The 14,371-nt window shown below is 73.7% G+C and carries 14 protein-coding genes; 7 read left to right on the top strand and 7 right to left on the bottom strand.

Going from position 1 to position 14,371, the window contains the following annotated elements; translation table 11 throughout:
• Positions 1-8: 8 nt before the first annotated feature.
• Positions 9-1,043 (bottom strand): iron-siderophore ABC transporter substrate-binding protein, encoded by a 1,035-nt coding sequence (locus tag AB0N29_RS17395; protein WP_302266951.1) that lies wholly within the window; start codon positions 1,041-1,043, stop codon positions 9-11.
• A gap of 122 nt (positions 1,044-1,165) precedes the next feature.
• Here AB0N29_RS17395 and AB0N29_RS17390 point away from each other — a divergent pair, with 122 nt between their 5' ends.
• Positions 1,166-1,960 carry a siderophore-interacting protein gene (locus AB0N29_RS17390; RefSeq protein ID WP_302266950.1) on the top strand — a complete coding sequence of 265 codons (795 nt, stop codon included), beginning with the start codon at positions 1,166-1,168 and terminating at the stop codon, positions 1,958-1,960.
• A gap of 31 nt (positions 1,961-1,991) precedes the next feature.
• Here the strand turns inward: AB0N29_RS17390 and AB0N29_RS17385 are convergent, their stop codons facing one another.
• From AB0N29_RS17385 to AB0N29_RS17360, 6 genes are all read right to left on the bottom strand, one after another.
• Complete coding sequence (locus AB0N29_RS17385) at positions 1,992-2,330, bottom strand: hypothetical protein (RefSeq protein WP_302266949.1); 339 nt, start codon at positions 2,328-2,330, stop codon at positions 1,992-1,994.
• Position 2,331: 1 nt separating this feature from the next.
• A complete protein-coding gene (locus AB0N29_RS17380; RefSeq protein WP_302266948.1) occupies positions 2,332-3,480 on the bottom strand; it encodes a glycosyltransferase in 1,149 nt (382 codons plus the stop codon).
• Positions 3,481-3,606: 126 nt separating this feature from the next.
• On the bottom strand, positions 3,607-4,302 hold the full coding sequence (locus tag AB0N29_RS17375) for a VC0807 family protein (protein ID WP_302266947.1): 696 nt from the start codon (positions 4,300-4,302) through the stop codon (positions 3,607-3,609).
• A gap of 157 nt (positions 4,303-4,459) precedes the next feature.
• Entirely contained in the window at positions 4,460-5,947 is a 1,488-nt protein-coding gene (locus AB0N29_RS17370; RefSeq protein ID WP_302266946.1) for a sensor histidine kinase, read from the bottom strand.
• Between the two features lie 92 nt (positions 5,948-6,039).
• The gene (locus AB0N29_RS17365) at positions 6,040-6,732 is read right to left on the bottom strand and encodes a response regulator (protein ID WP_302266945.1); all 693 of its coding nucleotides are present in this window, start codon (positions 6,730-6,732) and stop codon (positions 6,040-6,042) included.
• Positions 6,725-8,401 (bottom strand): ATP-binding protein, encoded by a 1,677-nt coding sequence (locus tag AB0N29_RS17360; protein ID WP_364868604.1) that lies wholly within the window; start codon positions 8,399-8,401, stop codon positions 6,725-6,727. The genes AB0N29_RS17365 and AB0N29_RS17360 overlap by 8 nt, the downstream gene beginning before the upstream one ends.
• A gap of 102 nt (positions 8,402-8,503) precedes the next feature.
• Between AB0N29_RS17360 and AB0N29_RS17355 the strand changes: the two genes are divergently transcribed.
• The 6 genes from AB0N29_RS17355 to pgsA all read left to right on the top strand — a co-directional run bounded on the left by AB0N29_RS17355 (position 8,504) and on the right by pgsA (position 14,158).
• Positions 8,504-9,490 (top strand): tripartite tricarboxylate transporter substrate-binding protein, encoded by a 987-nt coding sequence (locus AB0N29_RS17355; protein WP_302266943.1) that lies wholly within the window; start codon positions 8,504-8,506, stop codon positions 9,488-9,490.
• Complete coding sequence (locus AB0N29_RS17350) at positions 9,487-10,020, top strand: tripartite tricarboxylate transporter TctB family protein (protein ID WP_302266942.1); 534 nt, start codon at positions 9,487-9,489, stop codon at positions 10,018-10,020. Before AB0N29_RS17355 ends, AB0N29_RS17350 begins: the two co-directional genes overlap by 4 nt.
• Positions 10,020-11,555 (top strand): tripartite tricarboxylate transporter permease, encoded by a 1,536-nt coding sequence (locus AB0N29_RS17345; protein WP_364868600.1) that lies wholly within the window; start codon positions 10,020-10,022, stop codon positions 11,553-11,555. Before AB0N29_RS17350 ends, AB0N29_RS17345 begins: the two co-directional genes overlap by 1 nt.
• Positions 11,552-11,953: a universal stress protein gene (locus tag AB0N29_RS17340; RefSeq protein WP_302266940.1), complete on the top strand. Its 402-nt coding sequence runs from the start codon at positions 11,552-11,554 to the stop codon at positions 11,951-11,953. Before AB0N29_RS17345 ends, AB0N29_RS17340 begins: the two co-directional genes overlap by 4 nt.
• Positions 11,954-12,017: 64 nt before the next feature.
• Positions 12,018-13,544 carry a 30S ribosomal protein S12 methylthiotransferase RimO gene (gene rimO, locus AB0N29_RS17335; protein WP_364868597.1) on the top strand — a complete coding sequence of 509 codons (1,527 nt, stop codon included), beginning with the start codon at positions 12,018-12,020 and terminating at the stop codon, positions 13,542-13,544.
• Positions 13,541-14,158 carry a CDP-diacylglycerol--glycerol-3-phosphate 3-phosphatidyltransferase gene (pgsA, locus tag AB0N29_RS17330; RefSeq protein WP_302266938.1) on the top strand — a complete coding sequence of 206 codons (618 nt, stop codon included), beginning with the start codon at positions 13,541-13,543 and terminating at the stop codon, positions 14,156-14,158. The genes rimO and pgsA overlap by 4 nt, the downstream gene beginning before the upstream one ends.
• Positions 14,159-14,371: the final 213 nt, after the last annotated feature.

Here is a 14,371-nt window from a genome sequence, read left to right as displayed (position 1 = left end):
CGTCGGTCCTAGGACTCGGCGCCGGCGGCCTCGGCCAGCATGGCGACGTAGTCCTCGAGGACGTAGGAGATCGACAGCGGCGTCGGGTTGGCGGCGGTGCCGAGGGGGTTGTTCGGCAGCAGCACGATCGCGTCGTTCGCGACGGCCGGCATCTTGGACAGCAGCGGGTCGCCCTTGAGCGCCTTGACCAGCTCCTCGTCGCCGTAGGTCACGATCACCTCGACGTCGTCGAGCTTGTCGACCTGCTCGGCGCTCAGCGTGCCGGAGAACTGGTCGGTCTCGGACGAGGCGTCCGCGATGCTCGCCGGGGTGGAGAGACCGAGGTCCTCGAAGAACTTCGCCCGGGTGTCGTGGGTCGTGTAGTAGCTGACCTCGCTGAGGTCCGTGGTGTCCACGTGGGTCAGGAACATCGCCGAGGTGCCCTCGAGACCGGGGTGCTCGGCGACGGTGTCGGTGATCTCCGACTCGAGCTCGGCGACCAGCTCCTCGCCCTCGGTGGCCATGCCCATGGCCTCGCTGCTCTGCAGGATCATGTCGCGCCACTCCGTCGACCAGGCGGCCTCGGGGTACGCGACGACCGGCGCGATCTCGCTGAGGGTGTCGTAGTCCTCCTGGGTGAGGCCGGAGTACGACGCCAGGATCAGGTCCGGCTCGGTGTCCGCGACGGCCTCGAAGTCGATGCCGTCGGTCTCGTCGAAGAGGACCGGGGTCTCGGCGTCGAGCTCCTCGAGCTCGTCGCTGACCCAGGGGAGCAGGCCGTCGCCGTCGTCGTCGCCGAAGTTGGCGGCGGCCATGCCGACCGGGACGACGCCGAGGGCCAGCGGCACCTCGTGGTTGGCCCAGTTGACGGTCGCGACGCGCTCGGGCTTCTCCTCGATCGTGGTGGTGCCGAGCGCGTGCTCGATCGTGATCGGGAACTGCGTCGACGAGCCGTCGCTGGACGGGGAGTCGGAGGCGGTGGACTCGTCGTCGGACGAGCCGCAGCCGCTGAGGACGAGGGCGGCTGCTCCGAGGGAGGCGGCCAGGAGGCGCAGGGAACGCACGGGTGGTCCTTTCGGCACGAGGGGCGCCGGCGGCGCCCGCACAGGTCGCTGGACGGGGTGCCCGGCCGGCTGACTGCAGGTGAGGCTAACCTAACTACGACGACGAGGTGGAGGAGGGTCCCGTGCACGGACGGGTGGAGACGGTGACGTGGGTGACGCCCGCGATGGTGCGGGTCGTGCTCGGCGGCGAGGGACTGGCCGGGTTCGCGACGGCGGACTCGACCGACGCCTACGTGAACCTCGCGATCGCACCGGAAGGCGCGCCGTACGACGCGGTCTTCGAGCCGGCCGAGGTGCGGGCGTCGTACGACGCGCAGTGGTGGCCGGCGCGCCGGCGCTACACCGTCCGGGCCTGGGACGGCCAGCGGCTGACCATCGACTTCGTCGTCCACGGCGACACCGGGGCCGCGGGCCGCTGGGCCTCGAGCGCCGCGCCGGGGGACGTGCTCGTGCTCGAGGGCCCGGGCAGCGGCTACCGCCCCGACCCGGACGCGGACTGGCACCTGATGGTGGGCGACGAGTCCGCGCTCCCGGCCATCGCGGCGTCGCTCGAGGCCGTGCCCGCCGGCGTGCCGGTCGTCGTCCGGCTGGTGTGCGACGACGCCGAGCACGAGCTGCCGCTCACCACGCCGGGCGCGCTGGACCTGCGCTGGCTGCACCGGGCCGGCGACGGGGACCCGGCGACCCTCCTGCTGCGCTCGGTCGAGCAGCTGCAGGCGCCGGCGGGCCGGGTGCACGCCTTCGTCCACGGCGAGGCCGAGGAGATCCGCGGCATCCGGCGCCACCTGCTCGCGGAGCGGGGGCTGGCCCGGGGCGACATGTCCTGCTCGCCGTACTGGCGCCGGACGATGACCGACGAGGCGTGGCGCGCGGTGAAGGGCGACTTCGTCGCCGCCATGGAGGCCGACGTCGCCTGAGGCCGGCCGCCGACGGCCGGGTGGTCGACGGCTAGGTGGTCGTCGGCCGCCGGTCCAGCAGGGCCCAGACCCGCAGCGCCGCGGCGAGGACCGCGAGCACGGTCGCCCCGATCGCGACGGAGGCCAGCAGCGGCGCCGCGTCCGGCGCGGCCTGGCCGCCCGTGCGCAGCAGCCGGCTCGTGGCGACGGCGGTGCCCGCGAGCACCGCGACGATCACGAGCGCCATCAGCGCCTGGCGGCCGACGACCGCCCAGCGCTCGCGGCTGCTGCGGCCACGGGCGGTGAGGTAGAGCTCGCGCAGCGGCATGAGCAGCGCGAGCACGACGTAGAGCAGGCCGCCGAGACCGGTGCCGGGGAGTCCCGCGGTCATCTCAGTGTCCCTTCTCGTAGACCAGCAGGGGCTTGCGCAGGACGACCTCGGTCCACAGCGCCTCGAGCATGAAGAAGCCGTTGACGGTGCGCAGCACCAGGAACGCGGGTATCGACGCGAGCGCCTTGCCCACCTCGCCGCGCCGGCGCGCCGCGACGAGCACCGGCACCAGGATCGCCGGCACGTCGACGACGTAGGCGAGCAGCACCCACGGGCTCAGGACGACGGCCAGCACCGGCAGCAGGAACAGGTAGACCAGCGAGGCGACCAGGGCGTCGACCATCGCGACGCCCACGACCGTGCTGAGGAACGGGATCGGCAGGATGCCGCGCCAGTGCAGCGCGACGTTCTGCACGAAGCCGTGCGACCAGCGCTTGAGCTGCTTGCTCATGAAGTCCAGGTCGTGCGGCTCGATCGGGTAGCAGACGGCCTCCGGGACGAACCGGACGCGGTGACCGCGCTGGTAGAAGGTCCAGGTCAGGTCCATGTCCTCGGCGCGGGTGCGCTCCGACCAGCCGCCCGCGTCGCGGAGCACCTCGGTGCGGTACGCCGAGAAGCAGCCCGAGGAGATCAGCGGCTTGCCGTAGTAGTCCTGGGTGGGCTTGTAGAAGGTGAACGACAGCAGGTACTCGACGTACCGGCCCCGCTCCCAGGTCGACCGGACGTGCCGCGGCACGACGAACCCGCAGGCCGCGACCGTCGCCTCGTCCTCCTCCAGGGGTGCCAGGAGCAGCTCGAGCGCGTCGGGGGCCAAGGTGGTGTCGGCGTCGATCGCCATCGTGTACGCCGTCGTCACCAGCTCCAGCGCGAGGTTCTGCGCGCCGGCCTTGGACCCGGTGTTGTCCTCGGGCCGGATCACCTCGGCGCCCGCCGCCCGGGCCAGGTCGCCGGTGCCGTCGTCGGAGCAGTCGTCGATGACGATCACACGCGCCGGCGGGGTGGTCTGCCCCAGCACGCTGCGGACTGTGTCGGCCACCGACGCGGCCTCGTTGTACGCCGGGATGACGACGGTGAGGTCGTCGGCCGGGACCCGGTCGCGACGGTGCCGGCCCGGCCGCTGCTCGGGCCGGTCCCGCCGCTCCGGGCCCGACGGCCCGTGCAGGTCGAGGTCGGGGGCGCTCCCCACGTCGGGGCGGACGGAGGTCGTCACGGCGGCTCCTGAACTGTCGTCGTGGCGCACCGGGGGCGGTGCCGGGCGGCGCAGGTCGTGCCGTCCCGACCTGACCTGTCGCGGGGACGCCCGGGTGTTACACGCCGGCGGCGACCGTCTCGGCGCTCAGGACACGAGGACGGGGTGCGCGGCGGGGCCGAGGAGCCCCTCGCGGCGGGCGACGACGACCGCCGCCGCGATGGTGGCGGCCACGGCGAGGCCGTTGAGCGAGGGAGCCGTGACCGTCTTGACCAGCACGAACGTGTCGAGCGGCTGGGACTCCAGCAGCCAAAGGGTGCCGGCCGCCTTCGCCGCGCCGAGCGCACCCCACAGCAGCGTGAGCCGCCAGAACAGCCGCCGGATCCCGGGCCGGACGGACAGCTCGTCGTCCAGGGGGTAGAAGTCGCCCGCCAGGCGCGCGACGACCGGGCGGGCCGTCGCGAGCGAGAGCAGGAACAGGGCCGCGATCACCCCGTCGGTGACGATGGGCTGCAGGAAGTAGAGGTAGGTGCTGTCGAGGAGGACCGCCACCAGCGTGCGCACGGTCATCACCGCCGCGGTCAGGTAGAGCAGGCCCGAGGGACGACGTCGGGTGCACGCGCGCCAGGCGATGGCGCCGTAGGACCAGCCGAGCGCGACGGCCATGGCGACCCACACGTCGGCCAGCCGGAAGCAGGCGTAGAAGAGCACTGCGGGCACGACGCAGGCGACGAGCAGGCTCACCGAGACCCGCCGGATCACCGCGCCCAGGCGCGGGCGGCAGGTCGCCGCGGTGGCGGGGGCCGTGGGGCCAGGCGGGACGGTCGCGTCGAGGAGCGGCATGGCGGGCCCTTCCGGACCTCGCGGTCCGTGTGGGGGTTCGTCACCGTGGGGGACGACGCCGGGTCGTCGTCGCGGGTCTCCTCGGTGCTCCGAGCCTACGTGGGCCGCGGTCGCCGGCCGCATCGGCGGCCGCCGCCGCACCCGCCGAACCGGGGACTCAGCAGGGCAGCGTGACGGTGAACGTCGTGCCGCGGCCGGGCTCGCTGTCGACGTCGATCGTGCCGCCGTGGGCGGTGACGATCGAGCTGACCACCTCCAGGCCCAGGCCGGTGCCGGGGATGTGCTTGCGCAGGGCCTCGCCGCCGCGGAAGAAGCGGGTGAAGACCTGGGGCACCTCGGCCGCCGCGATGCCGAGCCCGGTGTCGGCCACCACGAGCTCGACCGCTCCGGCGGACAGCCGCGCCGTGACGGTGACCGACCCGCCCGGCTCGGTGTACTTCACGCCGTTAGACACGAGGTTGTCGACGACCTGGCGCAGGCGCGGCCCGTCGGCGCGGACGACGAGCCGGTCGGGTGTCTCGAGCCGGAGGTCGATGCCGGCGCGCTCGGCCGACGGCCGGGCGGTCTCGACCGCGTCGCGGACCAGCGGGACGAGGTCGAGCTCCGAGCGCTGCATCACCAGCCCGACCTCCCCGGCCTGGGCGACGAGCAGCAGGTCGGCCACGAGCGTGCGCAGGCGCTCGGCGTTGCGCTGCACCACCCGCAGACGGTCCAGGACGTCGGGCGGCAGGTCCTCCTCGGCGAGCATCTCCAGGTGGCCCAGCATCGCGGTCAGCGGGGTGCGCAGCTCGTGGGAGGCCGAGGAGACGAACTGGTCCTTGACCTGCAGGGCCCGCAGCAGGTCGGTGATCTCCTGGTAGGCGAGGGCCGCTCCCAGGCGCTCCCCGGACGGCGCGCGCACCTGCCGCGCGGAGGTCGTGAACGCCGCCCGGGTCAGCGGGTCGTCGCCCACCCAGTACCGGTAGTCGGTGAACTCCTCGCCCTGGGTCGCGCGGTACGACGGCATCTCCTCGCGCGTCAGCGGGGTGCGGCCGTCGAGGTGGTAGACGTGGCCGAGCTGCCCGGCCCGGCCGGCGTGCCCGCCGGGGAAGGGCAGGTTCATCGTCTCGCGGTGCCGGCGGTTCATCCGCTGGTACCGACCCTCGGCGTCGATGAGCAGCAGCCCGACCCCGACCGTCTCGAAGACCGTCTCGATGGTCTGCCGCTCGTGCTCGACCTCGGCGATCGCCGCCCGGAGCCGCTGCTCGTACTCGTGCCGCTCGGTGACGTCGACGACCTGGGACACCAGGTGCGCCGGGCGGCCCTCGGCGTCGCGGACCAGGCCCACGGAGAGCTCGGTCCACACGTGGCCGCCGTCGGCGTGCAGGTAGCGCTTGCCCAGCCGGTAGGTGTCCAGCTCCCCGGCCACGCACCGCTCGAACTGCTCGACGTCGGCTGCGAGGTCGTCGGGGTGGGTGAGGTCGGCGAACGACGCGTGCTCGAGCGCCTCGGGCTCCCGGCCCAGCATCTCGGCGAACGCGCGGTTGGCGAGGAGGATCCTGCCCTCGAGGTCGACCACCGCGAGGCCGACGGGGGAGTGCTCCAGCGTCAGGCGCCACAGGGCGGCTGCGCCGGAGCCCGGGCCCTGCTCAGGCGTCCACTGCACTGGCCCTCCCGAGTCCGGTGTCAGATGTGCTGGCTCACGGTAGGCGACGGACGCCCTCGGCGGTGCCGGATCCGCGGACCCCGCCGGTCGGCTCAGGTGGTGCGGTACCGCCGCTCGGGGCGGCCGGTGCCGCCGTACCGCAGGCGCACGGTGGCCCTGCCCTCCTCGACGAAGTGCTCGAGGTAGCGCCGACAGCTCACCCGGGAGATGCCGACGACCTCCGCGGCCTCGCTCGCCGACAGCTCGCCCGCCTCGCCCAGGGCGGCGAGGACCGCCTCGGCGGTCTCGGGGCTCAGCCCCTTCGGCAGCACCGCGCGGGCCCGCCCGAGCGGGGCGAAGACGGCGTCGATGTGCTGCTGGTCGGGCGCGTCGACCCCCTGCAGTGCCTCGTGCGCCGCGCGGAAGGCCTCCAGCCGGGCCAGCAGGTCCTCGTGCTCGAACGGCTTGACCAGGTAGTGCGCGGCGCCGGCGGCGGCCGCCGCGCGGACGGTGTCGACCTCGCGCGCCGCGGTCACGACGATGACCCCCACGTCGTCGCCGCGGCCGCGCAGCCGGCGCAGCACCTCGATCCCGCTGAGGTCGGGCAGGTGGACGTCGAGCAGCACCAGGTCGGGCCGCAGCCGCTCGACCGCCTCGAGAGCCTCGGCACCGGTCGCCGCCCGGCCGGCCACCGCGAAGCCAGGGGCGCGCTCGACGAAGCGGGCGTGGATCGAGGCCACCATGAAGTCGTCGTCCACGACGAGGACCTGCAGGACCCCCGGCGACGTGGCGGTCGGGTCAGGCATCCTCGTTCCCTCCTTCGAGGCGTCCGGGCCGGTGCCCGGGCAACCGGGCGGTGAAGACCGCGCCCGGTCCGTCCTCCCGGTCGTGCACCGACACCGAGCCGCCCCGGCGCTCGCAGACGACCTGGACCAGGGCCAGGCCCAGCCCGCGCCCGCTGGCGTCGCTCGGCTTGGTGGTGAAGCCGCGCCGGAAGACGGCGTCGACCTGGTCGGACGGTACTCCCGGTCCCGTGTCGGCCACCTGCACCACCGCCGTCCCGTCCTCCTCCTGCACCAGCCGTACGTCGACACGCGCGCGTCGTCCGGTCCGGCCGGTCGTCGCCACCGCCTCGACGGCGTTGTCCACCAGGTTGCCCAGCACCGTGCCGAGGTCGGCGGAGAGCTCGTGGTCCAGCCGCGGCAGCCGGGTGTCGTCGGTGAGCCCGAGCCAGGTCTGCCGCTCGGCCGCCGAGCTGGTCTTCGCGATCAGCAGGGCCGCGACCGCCGGGTCCTCGACCCGGGAGGTGACCGCGTCGCTGATGGCGGCCCGGCGACGCGTGAGGGTGCTGATCACCCGACCCGCCTCCTCGTGCTCGCCGAGCTGGAGGAGCCCGGAGATCGTGTGCAGCTGGTTGCTGAACTCGTGGGTCTGGGCGCGCAGCGTCTCGGTGACGCTCTGCCGCGCGCTCAACTCGCTCTGCAGCGCGAGCAGCTCGGTGCGGTCGCGCACCGTGGTCACCGTGCCGGTGGGCCGGCCGTCGTGCTGGACCGGGTTGCGGTTGGTCACCAGGACGCGGCCGGCGACGACGAGCACGCCGTCGCGGACCACGCCGTGGCCGGTGAGCAGGTCGCGCACCGCCGGCTCGAGCTCGAGCTCGGCCACGCGCCGCCCGGTGGGGTCGTCGGGGAGGCCCAGCAGGTCCCGGGCGCTGTCGCTGACCACCGTCAGGACGCCGGACTCGCTCACCGCGACGACCCCCTCGCGCAGCGAGGTCAGCAGCGCCTCGCGCTGGTCGGCGAGCGCGGCGATCTCTCCCGGTTCCAGGCCCCGCGTGCGCCGCTTGATGAGCCGGGAGAGGAGGAACGACCCGGCGACGCCGAGCGCGAGTCCCAGGGCCAGGAAGGTCACGAGGTCGTCGAGCGTGCCGCGCAGCCGCTCGGGCCAGGGCGGGTACCGCTCGGCGACCACGACCACGCCGACCAGCTCCCCGGCGCGCGGTGCGCCGTCGCCCCCCGGGCTGAGCACCGGGACCTCGGCCGCGATCGCCCGGTGACCGGCGTCCTCGATGTCGCCGGTCCAGCTCCGGCGCTCCAGCACGTCGCCGGGGCCCAGGTCCAGCAGCTCGCCCTCGCGGGTGGGGTCGGTGCCGACCAGGACCCGGCCCCGGGGGTCGGCCAGGTGCACGGCGGTCGCGCCGACGTCACCGGCCCGCTGCTGGGCGTAGAAGGCCAGGGAGTCCCGCCCGGTCCCGGTGGCCAGGGCGTCCTGCACCGCGTCGGTGCTCGCGAGGCCCTCGGCCGCCGACCGTAGCCGCGCCCCGCGGTCGTCGCGGAAGGTCACGTCGGCCTGCCGCACCGAGACGACCCCGGTCACCAGCACCACGACGAGCAGCACGAGCAGCTGCAGCGCGAGGAACTGCCCGGCGAGGCTCAGGTGGCGCGTCCGGGGCGGGCGCCAGCGCGGTGACCACAAGTTCCACAACCTCCGTTGCTTTCCCAAGGGTGACGGCCGCCACAGCGGGCGGGATGCTCGTCTCCGCAGAGCCTCGCAGCAGAACCGGACAGGAGCGACATGGTGGGAGCAGCACGAGCACTCGCGGCGGTGGCCGCCGGGCTGGCGCTGGTGGTCTCGACGACGGCCTGCGGGGTGACCCGCGGCGACGACGACCGGGACCTGGCGATGTGGATCCCGAACAGCCCCGGCGGCGGCTACGACCAGACCGGCCGCGCCGCGGTCGGCGTGCTGGAGTCCGAGGACATCACGGGGGGCTCCTTCGAGGTCACCAACATCCTCGGCGCCGGCGGGTCGGTCGCGCTGACCCGGCTGATGGGGGAGGAGGGCAACGAGCACCTGCTGATGACCGTCGGGCTCGGCGTCGTCGGCTCGGCGTACTCCTTCGGCCTCGAGCACGGCCTCGGCGACGCCACCCCGGTCGCCCAGCTGATCGAGGACTACGAGGGCGTGCTCGTGCCCGCCGACTCCCCGTTCAAGACGATCGACGACATGGTCCGCGCCTGGAAGGCCGACCCCGGGTCGGTCGTCGTCGGCGGCGGGTCGAGCCCGGGCGGCCCCGACCACCTCTTCCCCATGCAGCTGGCCGAGACCGTGGGCATCGACCCGCGCGAGGTCACCTACGTGCCCTACGACGGCGGCGGGCCGCTGACCAGCGCCCTCCTCGGCGACAAGATCCAGGTCGGCTTCTCCGGCCTGGGCGAGTTCGAGGGCCAGATCGCCAGCGGCGAGCTGCGCGTGCTGGCCGTCTCCGGCGACGAGCGGCTCGAGGGCGAGACGGTCAAGGACGTCCCGACCCTGGAGGAGTCCGGCATCGACCTGGTCTTCACCAACTGGCGCGGCGTCTTCGCCCCGCCGGGCATCTCCGACGAGCGGCGCGACGAGCTGGTCGACCTGCTCGGCCGGATGCGGGAGACCCCGGAGTGGCAGGAGCAGCTGGACAAGAACGGCTGGATCGACCGCTTCGTCACCGGCGAGGACTTCGGCGCATTCATCGACGAGCAGGACGCGCGCGTCGCATCGACCCTGGAGGAGGTGGGCCTGCTGTGAGCACCCTGGCCCCGGACACCCACGACACCGCCCCGGGCGGTCCCGCGGCGCCCCGTCGCGACCTGGCGCAGCTCGGCCTCGCCGCCGTGCTGGCGGTCGTCGGCGCGCTGACCGTGTACGACGCCACCACCCTCGGCACCGGCTTCGCCGACCCCGTCGGCCCGCGCGTCTTCCCCTACGTCATCGGCACCGGCATGGTCGTGCTCGCGGTGCTCCTGGCCGTCGCTGCGCTCCGGGGCGACGTGCCGGAGGCCGAGGGCGGCGAGGACGTCGACCTGACCAGCGACACCGACTGGCTCACCGTCGCCAAGCTCGTGGCCGTCCTGCTCTTCACCATCGCCACCGTCGACGTGCTCGGCTGGGCGATCTCCGGGGCCGTGCTCTTCGCCGGCTCCGCCTGGTCGCTCGGCAGCCGCACGCTGCTGCGCGACGTCCTCGTGGGCGCGGTGCTGGCGGTCGCCAGCTGGTACGCCTTCTACGTCGGCCTCGGCATCCCGCTGGCCCCCGGCATCCTGGACGGCATCCTCTGATGGACTCCTTCGACCTGCTCTGGGGCGGCCTGTCCGTGGCCGTCACCCCCGAGAACCTCATGTACGCCGCGATCGGCGTCCTCCTCGGCACCTTCGTCGGCGTGCTCCCGGGCATCGGCCCGGCGATGGCCGTCGCGCTGCTGCTCCCGGTGACCTACGGCCTCGAGGCGACCTCGTCGTTCATCATGTTCGCCGGCATCTACTACGGCGGCATGTACGGCGGCTCGACCACCTCGATCCTGCTCAACACCCCCGGCGAGTCGGCCTCGGTGATGACGGCGCTGGAGGGCAACAAGATGGCCAAGCGGGGGCGGGCGGCCCAGGCCCTCGCCACCGCGGCCATCGGGTCCTTCATCGCCGGCACCATCGGCACGCTGCTGGTCGCGTTCTTCGCCCCGGCGCTGGCCTCGGTCGCCGTCGACATCGGCGCCCCGTCGTACTTCGCGATCATGGTGCTCGCGCTGGTCATGACGGCCACGGTCATCGGTGCCTCGGTGATCCGCGGCCTGGTCGCCCTCTTCGTCGGCCTCACCATCGGCCTGGTCGGCCTCGACCTCAACACCGGCCAGCCCCGGCTGTCCTTCGGGGTCGCCCAGCTCAACGACCGGCTCGACATCGTCGTGGTCGCCGTCGGCATCTTCGCCCTGGGCGAGGCGCTCTGGGTGGCCGCCCACCTGCGGCGCACGCCGCTCCAGGTGGTCCCGGTCGGCCGGCCCTGGATGGGGCGCGCCGACGTCCGGCGCTCGGTCGGGCCGTGGCTGCGCGGCACGGCGTACGGCTTCCCCTTCGGGGCCATCCCCGCCGGCGGTGCCGAGATCCCGACCTTCCTGTCCTACGTGACCGAGAAGCGGCTGGCCCGCGGCAAGGGCGGCGAGGAGTTCGGCGAGGGCGCGATCGAGGGCGTCGCCGGTCCGGAGGCGGCCAACAACGCCTCGGCCGCCGGCATGTTCGTCCCGATGCTCGCGCTCGGCATCCCGGTCACCGCGACCGCCTCGGTGATGCTCGCGGCGCTGCAGGGCTACGGCATCACGCCCGGCCCGCAGCTGATGACCGAGCAGTCCGACCTGGTTTGGACGCTGCTGGCCAGCCTGCTGATCGGCAACTTCCTGCTGCTGGTGCTCAACCTGCCGCTGGCGCCGATGTGGGCCAAGCTGCTGCGCATCCCGCGGCCCCAGCTCTACGCCGGCATCCTGTTCTTCGCCTGCCTGGGTGCCTACGCCACCAACCTGGACCCCTTCGACGTCGGCCTGCTGCTGGTCTTCGGCCTGCTGGGCCTGGCGATGCGACGCTTCGGGCTGCCGGTGCTGCCGCTGATCCTCGGCGTCATCCTCGGCCCGCTGATGGAGACCAAGCTGCGCGAGGCGCTCACGATCTCCGACGGCGACGCCAGCGCGCTGGTGAGCGAGCCGCTCGCGGTCGTCGTGTACGTCGTCATCGCGCTCGCCCTGCTCGCCCGCGTGCTGCGCCGCCGCCCGGCGGCACCGACCCACCCCGAGGAGACCGACCGCCGTGACGAGGAGCTGGTGAACCGATGAGCGCAGGACGGATCGTGGTCGGGTGGACGCCCGACGAGTTCGGAGCGGTGGCCCTGGTCCACGCGCTCGCCGAGGCGCGGCTGCGCGGACTGGGCGTGGTCACGGTCAACGTCAGCCGCGGCGACGCCCTGGTCGACGAGCACTACGCACACCCGGAGGCGCTGGACCGCCTCGAGGCCGAGCTGTCGGCGTCGGGCCTGGAGCACGAGGTGCGCCAGGCGGTCGCCCCGGACGTGGCCGCCGAGATCCTGCGGGTCGCCGAGGAGGTGGGCGCGGCGCTCGTCGTGCTCGGCCTCAAGCGCCGCACGCCGGTGGGCAAGCTGCTCATGGGCAGCGTCGCCCAGCGCGTGATCCTCGACGCACGCTGCCCCGTCCTGGCGGTCAAGCCGCACGAGTGAGCGGCCCCGCCGGCCCCGCGGGTTCGTCGGGGCGGGTGGTGGGCGGTCATACTCGGGCACGACCATGACTGCAGCTGACACCCGCCCCGGACCGACGACCCCGCTCTCGGTGGCGCTGCTGACCCTCGGGTGCGCGCGCAACGAGGTCGACTCCGAGGAGCTGGCCGGCCGGCTCGAGGCCGACGGCTTCCGCCTCGTCGAGGACCCCGCCGACGCCGACACGGTCGTCGTCAACACCTGCGGCTTCGTCGAGAGCGCCAAGAAGGACTCCGTCGACACCCTGCTCGAGGCCGCGGACCTGAAGCCCTCGGCCGGCGGCAGCGGCCGCGCCCAGGCCGTCGTGGCCGTCGGCTGCATGGCCGAGCGGTACGGCAAGGAGCTCGCCGAGTCCCTCTCCGAGGCCGACGCGGTCCTCGGCTTCGACGACTACCCCGACATCGCCGCGCGGCTGCGCTCGATCGTGGCGGGGGAGACCCACCACCCGCACACGCCGCAGGACCGGCGCCGGCTGCTGCCGATCTCGCCGGCCGAGCGGTCCTCCTCGACCCTGGCCGTCCCGGGCCACGCCTCGGTCTCCGGTGCCGCCGGGGTGGTCGCGCCCGCCGGGACCTCCGAGATCGGACTCGGCGCACCGGCCACCGGCCCGCGGGCCGTCCGGCGGCGGCTCGACGGCGGCCCGACCGCCCCGCTCAAGCTCGCCTCCGGCTGCGACCGGCGCTGCTCGTTCTGCGCGATCCCGGCCTTCCGCGGCTCCTTCGTCAGCCGCCGGCCCAGCGACGTCCTGCAGGAGGCCCAGTGGCTGGCCACCCAGGGCGTGCGCGAGCTGTTCCTCGTGAGCGAGAACTCCACGTCGTACGGCAAGGACCTCGGCGACCTGCGCCTGCTCGAGACGATGCTGCCCGAGCTGGCCGCGATCGACGGCGTCGACCGGGTGCGCGTCTCCTACCTGCAGCCGGCGGAGACCCGCCCCGGGCTGGTCGAGGCGATCGCGACGACGCCGGGCGTCGTGCCGTACTTCGACCTCAGCTTCCAGCACGCGAGCGCGTCGGTGCTGCGCCGGATGCGCCGCTTCGGCGACCCGGAGAGCTTCCTCGGCCTGCTCGAGCAGGTGCGCGGCCACGCCCCGGAGGCGGGCGTGCGCTGCAACGTGATCGTCGGCTTCCCCGGTGAGACCGAGGAGGACCTGCAGACGCTGTGCGACTTCCTCGTCGCGGCCCGCCTCGACGTCACCGGCGTGTTCGGCTACTCCGACGAGGACGGCACCGAGGCGGCGACGTACGACGGCAAGCTGGACGAGGACGAGGTCCGCGCCCGCGCCGAGCACGTGACCGCGCTGGTCGAGGAGCTCACCGCCCAGCGGGCGCTGGAGCGGCTCGGCGAGACCGTCGAGGTCCTCGTCGAGTCCGTCACCCACGAGGACGGCGGGACCGCCGTCGAGGGACGCGCGGCGCACCAGGGCCCGGAGGTCGACGGCTCGACCTTCCTGGTCGGCTGCGAGGCGCGGGTCGGGGAGATCGTGACCGCGGTGGTCGTCGACGCCGAGGGCGCCGACCTGTACGCCGAGCCGATCGTGCAGGAGGCGCGCGCATGACCGAGACCCAGCCCCAGGTGTCGAACCTGAACCTGCCCAACGTGCTGACCACGCTGCGGATCGTGATGGTGCCGTTCTTCGGCTGGGCCATGCTCGTCGACGGCGGCGACTCGATCCTGTGGCGCTGCGTGGCCTACGGGCTGTTCGTCGTCGCGATGATCACCGACAAGATCGACGGTGACATCGCCCGCGCCCGCAACCTCGTCACCGACTTCGGCAAGATCGCCGACCCGATCGCCGACAAGGCGATCACCGGCATGGCGTTCATCGGCCTCTCCATCACCGGTGACATCTGGTGGTGGGTCACGATCGTGGTGCTCGCCCGGGAGTGGAGCGTGACGCTCCTGCGCCTCTCCGTCGCCAAGCGCGTCGTCATCGCCGCAGCCGACCTCGGCAAGCTCAAGACCACCGTGCAGGCCATCGCGCTCGGCGCGCTGGTGCTGCCGCTGCGCGACCCCGACCTCCCCGAGGCGCTCGAGGTCCCCGGCGAGGTCGTGTTCTACCTCGCCCAGGCCCTGCTGGTCGTCGCCGTCGTGCTGACCCTCTGGTCGGGCTACGAGTTCTTCCGCGACGTCTGGAAGCAGCGCCGCACCCTCCGCACCGCCGCGCGCTGATTCGTCACCTGATCGTCACCTTCCGGGTGACGCCAGGACCTGCGGCGCCGTACTAGGGTGACGGCGGCCTCATCGGCCGCCCGCCCCTCGTGCCGGAAGGTTTCCGCTTGCTCGCGCTCGTCTCGGGACGTCGTCTGTCGACGGCGATGACGTGTGCTGGCGCCCGCATCCGGGGCTGTCCTCGGGCCTCGGCCCGTTCCCCCTTCCAGGAGT

The sequence above is a fragment of the Nocardioides sp. NPDC092400 genome, from assembly GCF_040684155.1.
In the GTDB taxonomy this organism is placed as follows: domain Bacteria; phylum Actinomycetota; class Actinomycetes; order Propionibacteriales; family Nocardioidaceae; genus Nocardioides.
This window is presented reverse-complemented; position numbering and strand designations above follow the sequence as displayed.

What these genes read in the sequence shown, in the direction of transcription:
- AB0N29_RS17365 (WP_302266945.1), bottom strand. Translation starts at nt 6,732, where the DNA reads ATGCCTGACCCGACCGCCACGTCGCCGGGGGTCCTGCAGGTCCTCGTC.
- AB0N29_RS17345 (WP_364868600.1), top strand. Translation starts at nt 10,020, where the DNA reads ATGGACTCCTTCGACCTGCTCTGGGGCGGCCTGTCCGTGGCCGTCACC.
- rimO (WP_364868597.1), top strand. Translation starts at nt 12,018, where the DNA reads ATGACTGCAGCTGACACCCGCCCCGGACCGACGACCCCGCTCTCGGTG.
- AB0N29_RS17340 (WP_302266940.1), top strand. Translation starts at nt 11,552, where the DNA reads ATGAGCGCAGGACGGATCGTGGTCGGGTGGACGCCCGACGAGTTCGGA.
- pgsA (WP_302266938.1), top strand. Translation starts at nt 13,541, where the DNA reads ATGACCGAGACCCAGCCCCAGGTGTCGAACCTGAACCTGCCCAACGTG.
- AB0N29_RS17375 (WP_302266947.1), bottom strand. Translation starts at nt 4,302, where the DNA reads ATGCCGCTCCTCGACGCGACCGTCCCGCCTGGCCCCACGGCCCCCGCC.
- AB0N29_RS17385 (WP_302266949.1), bottom strand. Translation starts at nt 2,330, where the DNA reads ATGACCGCGGGACTCCCCGGCACCGGTCTCGGCGGCCTGCTCTACGTC.